Origin of the sequence: Dickeya oryzae (genome assembly GCF_009372235.1) — a bacterium.
Taxonomy (GTDB): Bacteria; Pseudomonadota; Gammaproteobacteria; order Enterobacterales; family Enterobacteriaceae; genus Dickeya; species Dickeya oryzae.
In genome coordinates, this window is sequence record NZ_ML762923.1 from 66,303 (window position 1) to 83,002 (window position 16,700).

Sequence of the window (16,700 nt, forward strand, 5' to 3'; positions counted from 1 at the left end):
TGTCCTTATAACAAGAGCAGCCAGTGTAAAAGGCGCTCTCTACGCCGGACAAGCAGGAATTTGCACAGATTTGTAAAGAGCCAGCGGTGCTGGCTCTCTGGTGTATATCAGTCCGCTGGCGTGACGATAAACGCGTAACGGGTCAGTGAGCGGTAGCGCTTGCCCGGTTTCAGCCAGCAGTCAGGCTGCGGCCAGTTGGGGTGATTGGGGCTGTCTGGCAGAAATTCGCTTTCCAGCGCCAGCCCGGCATAGTTGGCATAAGGCGACCCATCGCGTGAGGGCGTACCCGCCAGAAAGTTACCGCTGTAGAGCTGTAGCGCCGGTGCGCTGGTGTAGACCTGCATCTGCACCTTGCCGTCTGCTGACCACAGGTTAGCGGCCGGACTTTCACTGGAACCACCAGTACGGTGCAGCAAAAAGGCGTGGTCATAACCTTGAACCGCCTGCTGGTCGGCATCGGACAGGAAATCTTGCAGCAAGGTTTTGCGCTGACGAAAATCGAAACTGCTGTGGGCCACTTCCCGCAACGCATCACCGGGGATGCCATCCTGATTGACCGGCAGATAGTAATCCGCCATCAGTTGCAATTGATGGTGACGCGCATCGGTTGGTTCACCGTCGAGGTTGAAATAGGCGTGATTAGTCAGGCATACCGGGCAGGATTGATCGACCTCGGCCTGATACTCAATATCCAGTGCGTTTTGATCGGTGAGTTGATAACTGACCCGTGCGGTCAGTGCACCGGGGAAACCCTGGTCACCATCCGGTGAAAACAGCTGGTAAGTAACCTGATCGTCACGTTGTTCCACAACTTGCCAGCGGCGAGCATGAAAACCGTCCGGCCCGCCATGTAACTGGTGCTCGCCCTGATTAGCCAGCAGGTGAATAGCGGTATCGCCTTGATGCAAGGTCGCGTTGGCGATGCGATTGGCGTAACGCCCCACCGATGCGCCCAGATAGGCAGACTGATGGGGGTATTGCTCAGGCGCACAGCCCAACAGCACTTCTCGCACCGTTCCGTCGGGCAACGGTAACTGACAAGAGAGCCAGGTGGCTCCCCAGTCCATCAGCGTTACCCGCGTACCGTGGCGGTTTTGCAGTATGGTCAGCTGAAATGGCTGACCATCTGGGGCGAGCGCCGTGTGTGGCGCTCGTGGTTCAACTGGGTCATTCGACATAACCGGCTCCTGACGAGGCTTGGCAAACGTAACAGGTCGGTTGTAATCCGGTTTTTGCCGGATACTCCCGCATCACGGCATTTTGCACCGCTGTTACTTGCTGTTGTGGGATCAACGCCACGATACAGCCACCAAATCCACCGCCTGTCATGCGTACACCCCCTTCATCGCCGATCACGGCTTTGACTATCTCCACCAGTGTGTCGATAGGCGGCACCGTGATTTCGAAGTCATCCCGCATCGAGGCATGAGACGCGGCCATCAGTTCGCCCATCTGGCGCAGGTCGCCTCGCGTCAGCGCATCGGCTGCCGCCAGTGTACGGGCATTTTCGGTAATGATGTGACGTGCACGACGTGCTACCACGTCATCCAGACCGGCTGCTTTGGCCGCGAAATCGGCCTCGCTGACGTCACGCAGTGCTTTAACCTGAAAATAGCGCGCGGCGGCTTCGCACTGCTGGCGACGCGTGTTGTACTCGCTGTCTACCAGACCACGTTTGACGTTGGAGTTGATGATCATCACCGCCACGTTGTCCGGCATCGATACCGCACGGGTTTCCAGCGAACGGCAGTCGATCAGTAACGCGTGGTTACGTTGGCCCTGGGCTGAAATCATCTGATCCATGATGCCGCAGTTACAGCCGACGAACTGGTTTTCCGCCTCCTGGCCGTTGAGTGCCAGCGCCACATTGTCCAGTGGCAATTGGTATAACGCCTGAATGGCTTTACCGACCGCGACTTCCAGAGACGCTGACGAACTCAGGCCTGCGCCCTGTGGCACATTGCCGCTTATCACCAGATCTGCTCCGCCAAAGGCATCGCTACGGGTCTTCAGGTGCTTGATGACGCCACGTACATAGTTTGCCCACTGCCACTGCGGGTGGTGGTCGATCGGCGCATCGAGCGAAAAGCTATCTTGCTGATTGTCGTAGTCCACCGCGATAACCCGGATTTGCCGGTCGTCACGTGGGGCAGCACTGATAGTGGTGGAATAGTTGATGGCACAAGGCAGCACAAAGCCGTCATTATAGTCGGTGTGCTCACCTATCAGGTTGACCCGTCCCGGCGCCTGAACGGTAAGGGTTGCCGGGTAACCGAACTGTTGCTGGAAAACCGCCTGGGTGCGTGCTGATAAGGTCATGCCTGAACTCCTGAATCACGAGAGTGACTACTGTCACGGTAATGAATGTCGCTAACGGCGCGCAGCCGTTCAGCCGCCTGCTCGGCGGTTAAATCACGCTGGGTTTCCGCCAGCATTTCATACCCCACCATGAATTTACGCACTGTGGCGGAGCGCAGCAGCGGCGGATAAAAATGGGCGTGCAACTGCCAGTGTTGATGGTCACCGTCAGTAAAGGGCGCGCCGTGCCAGCCCATGGAATACGGGAATGAGGTCCGGAACAGGTTGTCGTAACGGCTGGTCAACTGCTTTAACGCCAGTGCCAAATCCTGGCGCTGTGCCGGGGTGATGTCCGGCAGACGCAAGGTGTGGGCTTTGGGCAGTAACAGGGTTTCGAAAGGCCAGGCTGCCCAGTAGGGGACTACCGCCAGCCAGTGTTCGGTTTCCACCACATGGCGTGCGCCGTCCTGCAATTCGCGTTGCAGGTAATCGACCAGCAGGGGAGAACCGTGCTGATGGAAATAATCACGTTGCAGTCGGTCTTCCCGTTCCGCTTCGTTGGGCAGGAAATCGTTGGCCCAGATCTGACCATGCGGATGTGGGTTAGAACATCCCATCGCCGCGCCCTTGTTTTCAAACACCTGTACCCACGGGTAGGTTTGCCCCAGTTCGGCGCTCTGTTGTTGCCAGGTCGCGACCACCTGTTCGAGTGCGCTGAGCGGCAGTTCCGGCAGGGTTTTACTGTGGTCTGGTGAAAAACAGATGACCCGGCTGGTGCCGCGTGCACTTTGGCAGCGCATCAGCGGGTCGTTGCTTTCCGGGGCTGGCGGTGTGTCTGCCATCAGTGCGGCAAAATCGTTGGTGAACACAAAGGTACCCGGATAGTCAGGGTTGGTATCGCCGGTGACCCGCACGTTGCCGGGGCAAAGAAAACAGGTGGCATCGTGTGACGGCAGCGGGTCGGATGACACGCTCTCCTGTTGCCCCTGCCACGGACGTTTGGCACGGTGTGGCGACACCAGCACCCACTGCCCGGTCAGTGGGTTGTAGCGACGATGCGGATGTTCAACGGGATCAAAATACACCATTCGGATACCTTACTTTCTCATCGAAAAATGTTCGTCATCAACACAGTGATTTCACAGCGATTTGTGCACAAATCACGCACTGCAAAACAAGGCGACGCTGCTATCTGTTATCAGGACACTGTTATCAGGGCACTGTTATCAGTCTGAAAACCGCTATCAGTCTGAAAAGCCGTTTGGATGGCGGGATTGCCAGCGCCAGGTATCGGCCGCCATTTCATCCAGTGTCCGGCTGACGCGCCAGTTAAGCTCGCGCGCGGCTTTTTCTGCATCGGCCCAGTAGGCAGGCAGGTCGCCATCACGACGTGGTGCAAAATGGTAGGGCAACGGCTTGCCGCAGGCGCGACTGAAGGCTTCCACCACTTGCAGTACGCTGTAACCCACGCCCGCGCCCAGGTTATAAATGTGTACGCCTGCTTTTCCGTGTAGCGTATTCATGGCGGCGACATGGCCGTCTGCCAGGTCTACCACGTGGATGTAGTCGCGCACGCCGGTGCCATCAACGGTCTGATAGTCATTGCCGAAAATCGCCAGCGACTCACGACGGCCTACCGCGACCTGCGCAATGTAGGGCATCAGGTTGTTAGGCACGCCCTGTGGGTCTTCACCCATTTCACCTGATGGATGTGCGCCCACCGGGTTGAAGTAGCGCAACAGCACCACGCTCCAATCTGGTTCCGCACGCTGCAAATCCTGCAGGATCTGCTCTACCATCAGTTTGCTGCGACCATAAGGACTGGCGGGGGTACCGGTGGGGAAACTTTCCTGATAGGGGATTTGCGGCTGGTCGCCGTATACGGTAGCCGACGAGCTGAAAATCAGTGTCTTAACACCGGCATGCTTCATGGCTTCCACCAACGTCAGCGTGCCGTAGACGTTGTTATCGTAATAGCTGATGGGTTCACGTACTGATTCGCCCACCGCTTTGAGACCGGCGAAATGGATCACCGCGCCGATATCATGCTCAGAAAAAATCGTCTGCAACAGGTCGCGATCGCGAATATCGCCCTGATAAAACACCGGCGTCTGCCCGCTGACGTGGGTAATCGCCTGCGCCACACTGGCTTTGCTGTTGCACAGGTTGTCGAGAATAACCGGCTGATGACCGGCGGCGATCAGTTGTACACAAGTATGGCTTCCTATGTAACCGCTACCACCTGTAACCAATACTTTCATAATGACCTCTGTTGCAGAAAACTGAGTGGAAAAATAGCATGAGCGTGGCCGGAAAAAGGTGATCAACGCCGTAAATAGCGATATTAGGGCTGTTGGTTCATAACCCACCTCTTCCCAGGATGATGAAAGAGCAGCATAGCGCGATGTACGCTCAGATGAAAATAGATTGCAACTGGTGTGGTAACGTTATCACTAATGTGCTTATTATTGCCTGTGAGATGACGGTTTCGCTTACCGCGAAACCGCGTGTGCAAGATCAGCAGCTTTCTGTCAGGTAACAGTAGCCATCGCCATCGGGTACGAAGGTCAGACGGTGAGTGATGCAGTTCGGCGCATCTTCCGCATGGTGGGAAACAAACAGTAATTGGGTTTGTCCCTGACCGATTAGGATATCCAGCCAGCGGCGAATGAGCTGACGGTTGAGCGGGTCTAGCCCTTGTAACGGTTCATCGAGGATCAACAAGGCCGGGTGTTTGACCAGTGCCCGCACAATCAATGCCAACCGCTGTTGCCCCCAGGACAAGGACTGGAATGGCGCATCAGCCACACTGTCCTGCAGGCCGAGCAGCGACAACCATTCGGCGACCAGAAAACGCTGACGGTCTGATACCGCCTGATAAATGCCGATGGAGTCGAAGAACCCGGAGAGAATAACGTTGCGCAGGCTGGTGCTGACGCGATACTCCAGATGCAGACTACTGCTGACGTAGCCGATGTGGCGCTTGATGTCCCAGATGGTTTCGCCGCTACCACGCCGACGGCCAAATAGCGTCAGGTCATTGCTGTAGCCTTGTGGGTGATCACCGGTGATTAAGCTGAGCAGGGTGGATTTACCCGCACCATTCGGGCCGACTATCTGCCAGTGCTGGCCGGGCAACACTTCCCAGCTTAAATCGTCCAGTATGCGGCGATCGTTATAGCTCACCACACCGTGCAATAGCCGAATGCGGGGTTGATTCGGCGGCAATGTCGGCCGCTGAGTCGGGTCTTCCGCTTCTGGCAACGCAGTAGCGGCCAGCGTTTCGCTGTGCGCCAGTTGCGATATCAGCACGTCGGACAACACCGTTTCGCGAGCACCCTGGCGCGTCAGCGTACAATCCGCCAGTACGCCGACCTGCCCGATAAAAGCCGGAATATCTTCAAAGCGGTTGAGAATCAACACCAATGCCTGCCCTTGGGCCGCCAGCGACGCTAACAAATCGGTCAACTGTGTGCGTGAGGCCACATCCAGCCCGTCGAACGGTTCATCCAGAATTAACAGGTCCGGCTGTGCCATCAATGCCTGACATAGCATGGTTTTACGGGTTTCACCGGTAGAGAGGTATTTGAAGCGGCGTGATAATAAATGGGCGATGCCGAATTGTGTCGCCAGTTGGTTGCAGCGCTCGACATCGCGCACGCTGTCCTGAATGACTTCGGCGGTGGTACGCCCGGTATCGTCTTCGTCGACACTGAGCATATCGGTGTTGTTGCGCAGCCATTCCTGCGATACCAACTGTTGCAACTGTTCGAATGACAGGCGCGCCACACGCTGAAAGTCGCACTGACGTTGCCCTGATAGCAACAGCAGCTCACCACTGAGTGCGCGCGCCAGCGCCGATTTTCCACTACCGTTAGCACCGACAAATGCCCAGCACTGTTCCTGATGCAACGTAAGTTCATCCAGACGCATCATTCGGGTATCACTTAACCGGAACTGTGCCTGATGGATGTGCAGCAATGACATGATGATTCCCTTTACGAAATGACAGACCCTTTACGGGTAAAGGGAAGCCAGCGGCTTGTCAAGGCTGCGCCAGAATATTGTTTCTGGCACTTGAGCGGGACTCGGTCACAGATTGTTTAACACGGGATTTCCTCCAGAAGTCAATAAATCCAGTAGTGTCAGGCCGAAGTTTTGTACCAACTTACCATTGACCAAATGAAACCCATTCTTTGCTCCGGTTGGTGTAATAGAGATAACGCCATCAACTGAACTGAAATCGGGTTCTTCGACAGCGAGGGTGCTGTCACTGGCCGTTTTAATAACAAAATTGTTACTTCCCTGTGGCTGGTAAACCGAAAATGAGGAACTCATCGGCTCATTTACATTGGGGCCGGAGGCTCCCTGACCAAATGTGTTCAGCACTTCAGCCAGAAAGGCAAAGTTTGTTCGGTGATTGAACGAGAAACCAGGGTCGAGTTGGTATTGCAAGAATCCGGTGTCTAACGTGGTTGTGTTGATACTTTTACTGTTCTGAATTTGCGTGGCGGTAGCCGCATCGGTATCAGTGAACTGGAAAGTCTGTACACGGCCACTCATGTCGTACATTTTGCCGTTATTTACACTAACGCTTACACTGCCAAACATGCGGTAGTCACCAAGATCTCTCGCTAAATCATCAACATATTGCAAGTCTACGCCAGATTGTTGGGCAGTAGCATACAGTGCTGAAAGCATGTCTCTGTCTTCACTGGTGAGAAAGTGAACTGATGACATTTTCATTGTCGTATCAGTCAATTGAGTTTGAACGGCGGGAGTTGCGCTAGAATCACCAAACAGACGAGACATCATCAACCCTTTACCACTGAACGTTGCCTGCTGAGTATTCGACAGCGATGCTTGTTGATTATCAGTTTGTGAAAGTTCACTTTGAGCAACTTTAGGCGTGTTGTCCGATGTATTTTTAACCTGAATATAGGGGGTGTTATCGGAGCGAATTTCCATGCTGTAATCCTCTGTTAGCGCATACGTTGCGATTTGTCACATCATCAAATGCGTGGAAATATCGCTAATAACTATAGTCCCAGCGAATGCTTTCTTTACGTGAAGGCTATTTGTGACAAAGAATCCTGTTCGGTAGATCCAATAAACGGCAGAGTCAATAAAATATTTAGCAATGTTAATGTATTGGTTCTACTTACGCCCACTTACGGCCACACACCACGACTGAACTTATCTGACAATTAACACAGGGTAGCGATAATCACCTGGTCGGCATTAAAACTGGCATAGACCGCCATCTCCGGTTGAAGACCTTGCCGTGTCACTTCATCGTTGGATAAGGTGGCGCAGACGACCTCACCACCTTCCAGTGTCACCAGCACTTCGCTTTGTGTCTGGCCGGGTTGCAAGTGGCTGATGCGGCCCGGCAACACATTGTCGTGGCCGGGGGTTGAGGTGATTTGCGGGGTAATGGTCACCCACGGCGCTTTTATTAACGCCAGTACTTCTTTGCCACCGGTGAGTTGCAGCCTGTCGGCACTCTGCTGGGTCAGAGCAGCCTGAATACGGGTATGACCGTCTGCCAGTAGAATAGACAGATGCTGCTGAACCTGCTGCTGATCGCGTTCCAGAACGGTGCCGAAAAACTGATTGCGGGCGCTGGTTTGCAGTGAAAAACGGGCGATAGCCGCCAACAGACTGTCCAGCGGCAGGGTGTCATCCTGTAGCACATCGAACGCTTTTTGTTGAATCTGCCCTAACAGGTCATAGAGTTGCAGCAGCCGTTCACCGTAGCGTGTCAGCACCGCGCCGCCACCCCCTTTGCCGCCGGTGGTACGCTCGACGATGGTCTGCTCCGAGAGCTGGTTCATTTCGTTGATCGCATCCCAGGCGCTTTTGTAGCTGATATCAGCCAGGCGCGCGCCCTGGCTGATGGAGCCGGTCTGTTGCACCTGCTTGAGCAGAGCGATGCGACGCGGGTCGGCAAAGAGCCGTTGCTGAAGTTTTAAGGTAAGAAGAATTTCTGCTTGCATGGTCACATCCGTATCTGGGCGGCTAATCATTTGTATTGTCATCGTTTTGCGTCAAACAGGCAAACCGCACAAATGGCCGCTCTAATTCCGGCGATTCAGGTAAACTCATCGACAGCAATGAGGTTAGAATAGTCTATCCTGAGTTAATCAGATGCTGGTGGCACAACGGCCAGCGACGGTGAAAGATGAGGTCGATATGTTGGAATTGCTGAAAAGCCTGCTGTTTGCGGTGTGCATGGTGCCGGTTATGATGGCACTGATTCTGGGGGCTATTTATGGGCTGGGCGAAGTGTTCAACCTGTTTTCCGCCATCGGCCACCGCGAGTCCTCTGTGGCGCGTAAATAATCCGTTCCCTGCGTTCCTGTTTTAAAGAATCCGGCCCTGGCCGGATTTTTTTTGCTTAAGAACAATGACAACGCGGCTAAGATTCGGTATTTATCGTTATGTGATTCACTACATAACGATAATCTCTGGAGATAATATGAAACAGCAATGGACTTATTGGCTGACCGCCGCTGCGTTGACACTGGGTATGAGTGCGACTAGTGCACTGGCGCAGGAGAAGGTGACGGTGTTTGCTGCGGCCTCATTGACCAACGCCTTGCAGGATATCGCTGCACAATACCAAAAGGAAAAACAGGTTTCTATCGTTGCATCCTATGCGTCGTCATCAACGCTGGCACGTCAGATTGAACAGGGCGCGCCCGCGGACCTGTTCATTTCCGCTGATCAGCAGTGGATGGATTATGCCCAGGGTAAGCAGTTGGTTGAAAACGATACCCGCTACACACTGTTGGGCAATCAACTGGTGGTGATTGCGCCTAAATCCGCTGACACAAAAGGTTTTAAAATAGACGAGAAAACCGATTGGAAAGCGCTGCTGAAAGGCGGTCGTTTGTCTGTCGGCGACCCGGACCATGTACCAGCCGGTATCTACGCCAAAGAAGCCTTACAGAAGCTGAACGCTTGGGACACTTTGTCACCACTGATGGCTCGCGCCAATGACGTCCGTGCCGCTATGGTGTTGGTTGAACGTGAAGAAGCGCCGTTGGGGATTGTGTACGGCTCGGACGCGGTTGCCAGTACCAAAGTGAAAGTGGTTGGCATCTTCCCGGATAACACCCACAAACCGGTGGAATACCCGATGGCTATCGTGAAAGGGCATAACACCCCAACGGTCAACGCCTTCTTTGATTACCTGAAAACGCCGCAGGCCGCTGTCGTGTTTAAACAATATGGATTTACACCGGTTAATGCTGCTCAGTGATTATGAATGGCAGGCGGTGTCGCTGAGCCTGAAGGTTTCGCTGGTGGCGGTCAGTTGCAGTTTGCCGTTGGGCATTCTGGCCGCCTGGGTGTTGGCGCGTTGCCGCTTTGTCGGAAAATCGCTGCTGGATAGCGTGATCCACCTGCCGCTGGTGCTGCCGCCGGTGGTGATCGGCTATTTGCTGCTGATTGTCATGGGGCGCAAAGGCGTGGTAGGCGGCTGGCTTTACCACTGGTTTGGCTTTAGCTTCAGTTTTAGCTGGCATGGCGCGGCGCTGGCGTCGGCGGTCGTAGCATTTCCGTTGATGGTGCGCGCCATTCGACTGGCGCTGGAGGCGGTGGATACCCGGCTGGAGCTGGCGGCGCGAACGTTGGGTGCCGGGCGCTGGCGCGTTTTTTTCACCATCACGCTGCCGCTGACGTTGCCGGGCATTATTGTCGGCACCGTACTGGCGTTCGCGCGTTCGCTGGGGGAGTTCGGTGCCACCATCACCTTTGTGTCTAATATTCCGGGTGAAACCCGTACCATTCCCAATGCCATGTATACGTTGATTGAAACGCCGGGGGCGGAAATGCAGGCCGCCCGCTTGTGCGTTATCGCCATTGGGTTGTCACTGGTGTCACTGTTGTTGTCGGAATGGCTCACCCGCTGGAGCCGTAAACGGTTGGGGGGATAATGCTGCAACTGGATTTTACTCAGCAATTGGGCGACCTGACGCTCCGTGTCGCCGCCCAGCTTCCCGCCAGTGGCATTACCGCTGTGTTCGGTGTCTCGGGGGCCGGGAAGACCTCGCTGATTAATGCTATTGTCGGCCTGACCCGGCCGGATAGCGGGCTTATTCAGCTTAATGATCGGGTGCTGTCAGACAGCGCGCAAAGGGTGTTCCTGCCGCCGGAAAAGCGTCGTATTGGTTATGTGTTTCAGGATGCACGACTCTTCCCGCATTACCGGGTGTTGGGGAATTTACGTTACGGTATGGCCGCCTCGATGCAGGCGCAGTTTGACGATATCGTGCAGTTGCTCGGTATCGGGCACTTGCTCAAACGCTACCCGATGACCTTGTCCGGCGGTGAGAAACAGCGGGTAGCGATCGGTCGCGCGTTACTGACTGCACCGGAATTGCTGCTGATGGACGAGCCATTGGCATCGCTGGATGCACCGCGTAAACGCGAACTGTTGCCGTATCTGGAGCGCCTGGCCCGTGAGGTCAATACACCGATTCTGTATGTCAGCCACAGTCTGGAAGAAGTGGTGCGGCTGGCGGATAGGGTATTGGTATTGGATAAAGGGCAGGTGAAGGCGCAAGGCTCGCTGGAGGAAGTATGGGCCAGTAACGCCTTGCGCGCCTGGTTATCGCGAGAAGAGCAGAGCAGCATTCTGAAGGTGACGGTGATGGAGCATCATCCGCATTACGCGATGACGGCGCTGTCACTGGGTGAACAGCCGCTGTGGGTGGCGCGTGTTGACGTACCGCAGGGAGATGAGCTGCGCATTCGTATCAATGCGGCTGATGTGTCACTGGTGACGCAACGACCCGCTGTCAGCAGCATTCGTAATGTGCTGTCGGCGCGTGTGGTGGAATGTATTGAGGTCGGCGAGCAGGTGGAAGTTAAGCTGGATCTCGGTGGGCACATTCTGTGGGCCCGCATCACGCCATGGGCGCGTGATGAACTGGCGCTGACGGCTGGGCAACGCCTGTACGCTCAGGTTAAGAGCGTGTCGATCACGCCATGAGTTTGCGAGCACGCCGTGAGTGTGTTTGTGACGTGTCACGGCACCACCTGTACGTGGGCCGTGACGGTGTCAGGCCAGAACCCGACGGCGGATAACCTCTGCAATGCCGGGTTTTTCATGATGATCAATCACCAGATCGGCGTGAGCTTTGACGTCGTCGGCGCTGTTACCCATCGCGACACCCAGTCCAACAGCAGACAACATACTAATATCATTGAAGTTATCGCCAAACGCGACGACGTCATTCATGTTGAACCCTTGCGATTCCACCCAGCGTTGCAGTAAACGGCCTTTGCTGTTGCCGGTTTGGGCAATATCCACCTGATCCATCCATGACCACTCGCAAGCCAGACCTAACTCTTCTTCAACCTGTTTAGCGAAGTCATTCAACACGGCGGTATCGGTATGGTGGGTGGCGAATTTCCAGATAGAACGGCTGTGGTCAGTGGCGGTCATCAGGTCATCGACCTGGCGAAACACGGGTCGCTGAGACTCGGGAAGCTGTTCCGCCCAGGTCTGGGTGCGGGTGATGTGGCCGGTAATGTGCTGGTAGAGCATCGCGTCGTCGGCGTACATCAGGCCGTGAATGGCGAATTGCTGCAAGCGTTGCAGCACGCTTTTGGCCTGTGCCGGTGTGAGCGGGTTGGCGTCGTGGGTTTGTCCGGTTTGGTAATCGTAAAGGTAGGTGCCGTTGCAGCAGATAACGGGGGTATCCAGCGCCAGCGCCTGATAAAACGGGTGGATAGCCGAGTGGTGGCGGCCGGTCACGATAATAACCTTGATACCGGCCTGCCGGGCCTGTGCCAGCGCCTGTAAGGATTCAGGTAAAATCGTTTTCTTTTGCGTTAACAGTGTGCCGTCCAGATCGAGGGCAATGATGCGATAGGTCATGGTATTCTCAACAGGTTATCGGGTTCACTTCTTTGGGATGGTACACTGGATGCCCTCTGAAGCGACAGAGCCTTTTTCTGTACTGACTTTGGAAGTCAGTACAGAAAAATGAAAGCCTAGCCTGAGCGTAACGAGGCGCACCTGCCGCCTCATCGGTGCCAACAAGGAGAATCGAATGCAGCAAGTGGTTTATATCGCCAGTCCGGAAAGTCAGCAGATTCATGTCTGGCAGCTCGCCGCCAGCGGGGCGCTGAGCTTGTTACAGGTAGTTGATGTCCCCGGACAGGTGCAACCGATGGTTATCGCGCCGGATAAGCGTCATCTGTATGTCGGTGTTCGTCCTGAATTTCGGGTCATCAGCTACCGGATTGATGGGCAAGGCAAACTGACCGAAGCCGGTGTGGCATCGTTACCGGGCAGCCCAACCCACTTGTCGACCGATCACGCCGGACGCTTCTTGTTCAGCGCCTCTTACAGCAATGCGTGTGTTAGCGTCAGCCCTATTGGCGATGATGGTGTGGTACAGGAACCCTGTCAGCAACTCGACGGGTTGGAAGGGTGCCATTCGACCAATATCGACCCGGCGAATCGCGTATTGTGGGCCCCTTGTCTGAAAGAAGATCGCATCAGATTGTATGATGTCGGCAGCGATGGCCGTCTGAGTGATCACCAGCCTGCGGAGCAGCGTGCCGCCGCCGGTGCCGGGCCGCGCCATATGGCGTATCACCCGAACAACCGTTTCACCTATTGCATTAATGAACTGAACAGCTCGGTGGATGTATTCGAGCTGGATGCGCAGGGCGAAGGCAAACGGATCCAGACGCTGAATGCCATGCCAGCCGATTTCACCGGCACCTGCTGGGCGGCGGATATCCACATCACGCCGGATGGCCGTCATCTGTATACGACGGATCGTACCGCCAGCCTGATTTCCATTTTCGATGTATCCGCGCAAGACGGGACATTGACCCTGACCGGGCACCAGCCGACGGAAACGCAACCGCGTGGTTTTAACATCGATCATAACGGCCAGTTCCTGATCGCCGCTGGTCAGAAATCTCACCATATTGAGGTTTATGGCATTGAGCCGGACAACGGTAACCTGACGCCGCTGGCGCGTTACGCGGTGGGAAAAGGGCCGATGTGGGTGTCAGTACTGGCGTTGGATTAATCACTGCCAGGCAAGGTTTGTATCACGCGCTGCCGTAAGGCAGCGCGTATTCGCCCGGTGCTCAGCCGCGGTATTCGATGATCGATAACCCGGCGTTGTAATCGGTGCTGTAGATAATCCCTTGCGCGTCAACGAACACGTCACAAGACTGGATCACCTGTGGCCGCCCAGGGCGTTTATCGATCATACGTTCAGGTGCAGCAGGCACCAGCGCCCCGGTTTCTTTTGGCCGGTATGGATTGCTGATGTCGTACGCGCGCACGCCAGCGTTCTGATAGGTGGCGAAAATCAGTGTTGAGCTGATGAAGCTACCCGGTCGGTTTTCATGCAGATTGTGCGGGCCGAAGTGTGCCCCTTTCTTCACATAATCGGTTTCACTGGGCTGCGGGAAGGTGGCGATACTGACCGGGTTAGCTGGCTCGCGGATATCGAACACCCAAATCAGTTTCTCTCCGTCTTCCTGATTATCCAGCACCGCTTCATCCAGTACGATCAGCAGGTCGCGATCCGGCAATGGCAACGCCGTGTGGGTACCACCGCCGAACGGTGGGCTCCAGTTGCGATGGCTGATGAGCTTCGGCTGGGTACGGTCACTGACATCCAGCAGTGTCAGGCCTCCATCACGCCAGCTGCCGTAGGCGGTGTCGCCGCTGACAATGGCGTGGTGCAGCGCGTAGCGTTTGCCTTCTGGCCAGCTCGGTGTTTCACCACCAGCTGTGTGCATGCCGGGTAGCCAGTAACGACCGGCCACTTCCGGTTTGCGCGGGTCAGCGAGATCAATGGTCAGAAAGATGTAGTCGCTGTAGCCGTCCAGCAGGGCTGAAACATACGCCCAGCGTCCGCCCACGTACCAGATACGATGAATGCCGATGCCATCAAGCGGCAGGAAGCTGATTTCACGCGGTTGGTCGGGGGTGGAAATATCGAATATCCGTAGTCCGGCGCTCCAGTGTTTATCCTGCTGGCCGCTGCTGACGGTCTCTGCCACCGAGCGGGTGTAGTAGACTTTCTCTTGCGCGAAGCGTGCATCGGCGAACAGGTCGCGTGCGTTGACCACCAGCAACAGGTCATCATGGGTTTGCAGATGGATGTTCCAGGTACCCGGTGGTGCGGCGATAAAACCGGCTGGTTTGGGATTCTTCGGGTCACGCACATCGACAATGGATACGCCCTGCGACACCATGTGTCCGATATAGGCGTAACCACGATGCACCATGACCTGTACGCCATCAGGGCGCCCGCCCTGATCGCTGTGTCCAATCAGCCGCATATTGCGGCTGTATTCCGGCATGGGCAGGGGCGCTGATGCCATATAAGCCTCCGTTATGACAGACCTTTATTTGCTTTTGGCTTCCAGTGTAGCAAACCACGGCGCAATAAAGTCATTGGTCTGGCCCCATCCTGGGATGATTTTTGCCAGTCCAGCCACGTTGACCGGCCCAGGCTGACTGACCAACAGCGCCTGCGGAATGCTGGCGGCACGGAATTGGTAGGTGGCGGGTGTCGGCTCACCGGCAATCTTGTTGGCGACCAGACGCAGGTTGACCTTACCGATCAGTTTCGGGTCTACCGCGACACTGACTTTCCACGGGCTATTGGCTTCGCGCATCAGTTGCAAATCCTGATTGGAAATGTCGATGCTATAGAGTTTGATTTCGGTACGGCCGTTTTCTTTAAGCGCTTTGTATGCACCCTGACTGAAGGCATCCCACGCACCCCAGATAGCGTCAATCTTACCTTTCGGGTATTTCGCCAGAATTGCGCCGACTTTATTGGCGGTATCACCTTGTACGTCGGAAGACACCGCACCGATGGATTCCAGTTCTTTAATACCGGGATTGTCTTTCAGAATTTGTTGGTAGGCTGTCTGACGGCGCTCCATCGGCGGGAAACCGGCCACCCACAGCTTGATGATGTTAGCTTTGCCGTTGAAGTCTTTTACCAACTGGCCGAGGGATTCGTTAGCCAGCGAGGCGTCATCCTGTTGGCTGACTGTCACGCCGGGAATAGTGCGATCAACAGCTGTGTCAAACACGGCCACTTTGATGCCGCTGTCGACAATGTGTTGAATAAGATCGGTGGAGTAGGGTGCACGACCTTGCGACAGAATGATGCCGTCGTATTTCTGGCTGATGGCCTGATTCACGAAATCCTGAAATTTAGCGTCGTCACCGTTGCTCAGAAAGGTGCTGATTTTAAAACCCAGCTTTTTGCCTTCTTCCAGCACGCCGGAAACGAACTGGGTGGTGTTGTCATCTGAACCGAGGTTGCGGATGACGGCGATGCGTACCGGTCCCTGATGGTTGGCGATGGCGGCAGGAACCGGGGCGGCGGTGGCGGGAGTTTCTGCAGCCAGCGTGGAGAAAGAAGCCGTCAGGCTCAGGGCCAACAGTGCGACAGGGAATTTCTTCATGTTCAATCCTCGGTGTTGTGAAGCAAGTTTGCTATTTATGGATATCTTATAGATATCTTTATGTCTGGATGTCTATTTTAGTGATGAGGAATCATAGCGGGTAACCTGGCGGTGTGCAAAGGGGGGGAATTATGCCTTTTGCGCTTACCTTATAACTTTTTGTTTTGTTCAAGTGGGCGAGCTTGGTTGAGGGGAATATCGCTGAGGGAAAAGACATACCCGGTCTGCCGGGTATGTCGGGCGAGTCTTATTGCACGAAGAAGCCGATGTCCTGACCCAGTTTGCACTGGTAACTCAGGGTATTGCCGCGCTGCTGCAGGCCCGGCAGGTTAAACATGTAGGTGGTGAAACGCACGGTATTATCCGGCTGAACCTGGTAACGCATGAACTGCTGAATCGGCGTGCCGTCATTGGCGACAGTAAAGTGCTCATCGCTAAATGACAGCGTACCGTTATCAATCAGACGATAAGCGCTGATATGCAGACCACCACGCGTTTTACTGACTGGGGTGCCATCCTGAGGTGTGCAAGCGGATAAATCGATAGTGACGTTAACACTGCGCCCTTGATTCAGGGCGGTGATGACATCGCTGGCACTCTTCAATGATTTGGACGCCATGGCTGGTGCGGCGGTGACAAGCAGGGCTGCGCTCAGCAGCAACGGGGTGATACGAGACATTCGATATTCCTCCGATATTCCTCCATGATCGACGGTGGGTATGACGGTGCGGCCATCACCGGGTGTGTGAAGGTCAGGCCAATCGTGCATACCTCTATGTGCGTGAAGTGATAATCACGCCGAGACACTGTTTATCATGCCCACGGTGAAAGCGCTATGTCGTTTATCTGAAATAGCGATAGGTCGGAGGTGTCAACAACGGATGTGGAATAAGACGAGGCAGGGAAGAGACATCAGGCCGACGACG

Annotated in this window: 16 protein-coding genes; 5 read left to right on the top strand and 11 right to left on the bottom strand. The window is 55.1% G+C overall.

All coding sequences use genetic code 11. From position 1 onward, the window contains the following. Positions 1 to 107 precede the first annotated feature (107 nt). The 7 genes from galM to modE all read right to left on the bottom strand — a co-directional run bounded on the left by galM (position 108) and on the right by modE (position 8,297). A complete protein-coding gene (galM, locus tag FAZ14_RS09190) occupies positions 108 to 1,178 on the bottom strand; it encodes a galactose-1-epimerase (RefSeq protein ID WP_038926064.1) in 1,071 nt (356 codons plus the stop codon). Then, a complete protein-coding gene (gene galK, locus FAZ14_RS09195) occupies positions 1,168 to 2,319 on the bottom strand; it encodes a galactokinase (protein WP_038926063.1) in 1,152 nt (383 codons plus the stop codon). Before galK ends, galM begins: the two co-directional genes overlap by 11 nt. After that, complete coding sequence (gene galT, locus FAZ14_RS09200; RefSeq protein ID WP_016941919.1) at positions 2,316 to 3,386, bottom strand: galactose-1-phosphate uridylyltransferase; 1,071 nt, start codon at positions 3,384 to 3,386, stop codon at positions 2,316 to 2,318. Before galT ends, galK begins: the two co-directional genes overlap by 4 nt. A gap of 156 nt (positions 3,387 to 3,542) precedes the next feature. After that, entirely contained in the window at positions 3,543 to 4,559 is a 1,017-nt protein-coding gene (gene galE / locus FAZ14_RS09205) for a UDP-glucose 4-epimerase GalE (protein WP_016941918.1), read from the bottom strand. Between the two features lie 256 nt (positions 4,560 to 4,815). Next, positions 4,816 to 6,285, bottom strand: a complete 1,470-nt coding sequence (gene modF, locus FAZ14_RS09210) for a molybdate ABC transporter ATP-binding protein ModF (protein WP_153508419.1) — start codon at positions 6,283 to 6,285, stop codon at positions 4,816 to 4,818. Positions 6,286 to 6,390: 105 nt separating this feature from the next. After that, positions 6,391 to 7,266: a hypothetical protein gene (locus tag FAZ14_RS09215; RefSeq protein WP_050567091.1), complete on the bottom strand. Its 876-nt coding sequence runs from the start codon at positions 7,264 to 7,266 to the stop codon at positions 6,391 to 6,393. Between the two features lie 239 nt (positions 7,267 to 7,505). Next, the gene (gene modE, locus FAZ14_RS09220; RefSeq protein WP_153508420.1) at positions 7,506 to 8,297 is read right to left on the bottom strand and encodes a molybdenum-dependent transcriptional regulator; all 792 of its coding nucleotides are present in this window, start codon (positions 8,295 to 8,297) and stop codon (positions 7,506 to 7,508) included. 196 nt (positions 8,298 to 8,493) lie between these two features. Here modE and FAZ14_RS09225 point away from each other — a divergent pair, with 196 nt between their 5' ends. The 4 genes from FAZ14_RS09225 (at position 8,494) to modC (ending at position 11,299) form a co-directional block, all read left to right on the top strand. Beyond that, complete coding sequence (locus tag FAZ14_RS09225) at positions 8,494 to 8,643, top strand: AcrZ family multidrug efflux pump-associated protein (protein ID WP_013317050.1); 150 nt, start codon at positions 8,494 to 8,496, stop codon at positions 8,641 to 8,643. 136 nt (positions 8,644 to 8,779) lie between these two features. Further along, positions 8,780 to 9,565 carry a molybdate ABC transporter substrate-binding protein gene (gene modA / locus FAZ14_RS09230; RefSeq protein WP_038926061.1) on the top strand — a complete coding sequence of 262 codons (786 nt, stop codon included), beginning with the start codon at positions 8,780 to 8,782 and terminating at the stop codon, positions 9,563 to 9,565. After that, the gene (gene modB, locus FAZ14_RS09235; protein WP_016941913.1) at positions 9,552 to 10,241 is read left to right on the top strand and encodes a molybdate ABC transporter permease subunit; all 690 of its coding nucleotides are present in this window, start codon (positions 9,552 to 9,554) and stop codon (positions 10,239 to 10,241) included. The genes modA and modB overlap by 14 nt, the downstream gene beginning before the upstream one ends. Then, positions 10,241 to 11,299 (top strand): molybdenum ABC transporter ATP-binding protein ModC, encoded by a 1,059-nt coding sequence (gene modC / locus FAZ14_RS09240; protein ID WP_038926060.1) that lies wholly within the window; start codon positions 10,241 to 10,243, stop codon positions 11,297 to 11,299. Before modB ends, modC begins: the two co-directional genes overlap by 1 nt. A 69-nt stretch (positions 11,300 to 11,368) precedes the next feature. Here the strand turns inward: modC and FAZ14_RS09245 are convergent, their stop codons facing one another. Further along, positions 11,369 to 12,190, bottom strand: coding sequence for a pyridoxal phosphatase (locus FAZ14_RS09245; RefSeq protein ID WP_153508421.1), 822 nt, complete (start codon positions 12,188 to 12,190; stop codon positions 11,369 to 11,371). Positions 12,191 to 12,365: 175 nt separating this feature from the next. On the opposite strand from FAZ14_RS09245, the gene pgl reads away from it, so the two are divergent. Continuing rightward, on the top strand, positions 12,366 to 13,361 hold the full coding sequence (gene pgl / locus FAZ14_RS09250; RefSeq protein ID WP_153508422.1) for a 6-phosphogluconolactonase: 996 nt from the start codon (positions 12,366 to 12,368) through the stop codon (positions 13,359 to 13,361). Between the two features lie 61 nt (positions 13,362 to 13,422). Here pgl and FAZ14_RS09255 read toward each other — a convergent pair whose 3' ends face one another. From FAZ14_RS09255 to FAZ14_RS09265, 3 genes are all read right to left on the bottom strand, one after another. Then, positions 13,423 to 14,673, bottom strand: a complete 1,251-nt coding sequence (locus FAZ14_RS09255) for an LVIVD repeat-containing protein (RefSeq protein ID WP_016941909.1) — start codon at positions 14,671 to 14,673, stop codon at positions 13,423 to 13,425. Between the two features lie 24 nt (positions 14,674 to 14,697). Next, entirely contained in the window at positions 14,698 to 15,774 is a 1,077-nt protein-coding gene (locus FAZ14_RS09260; protein ID WP_153508423.1) for a sugar ABC transporter substrate-binding protein, read from the bottom strand. A gap of 247 nt (positions 15,775 to 16,021) precedes the next feature. Beyond that, a complete protein-coding gene (locus FAZ14_RS09265; RefSeq protein ID WP_016941907.1) occupies positions 16,022 to 16,453 on the bottom strand; it encodes a VirK family protein in 432 nt (143 codons plus the stop codon). Between the last annotated feature and the right edge of the window lie 247 nt (positions 16,454 to 16,700).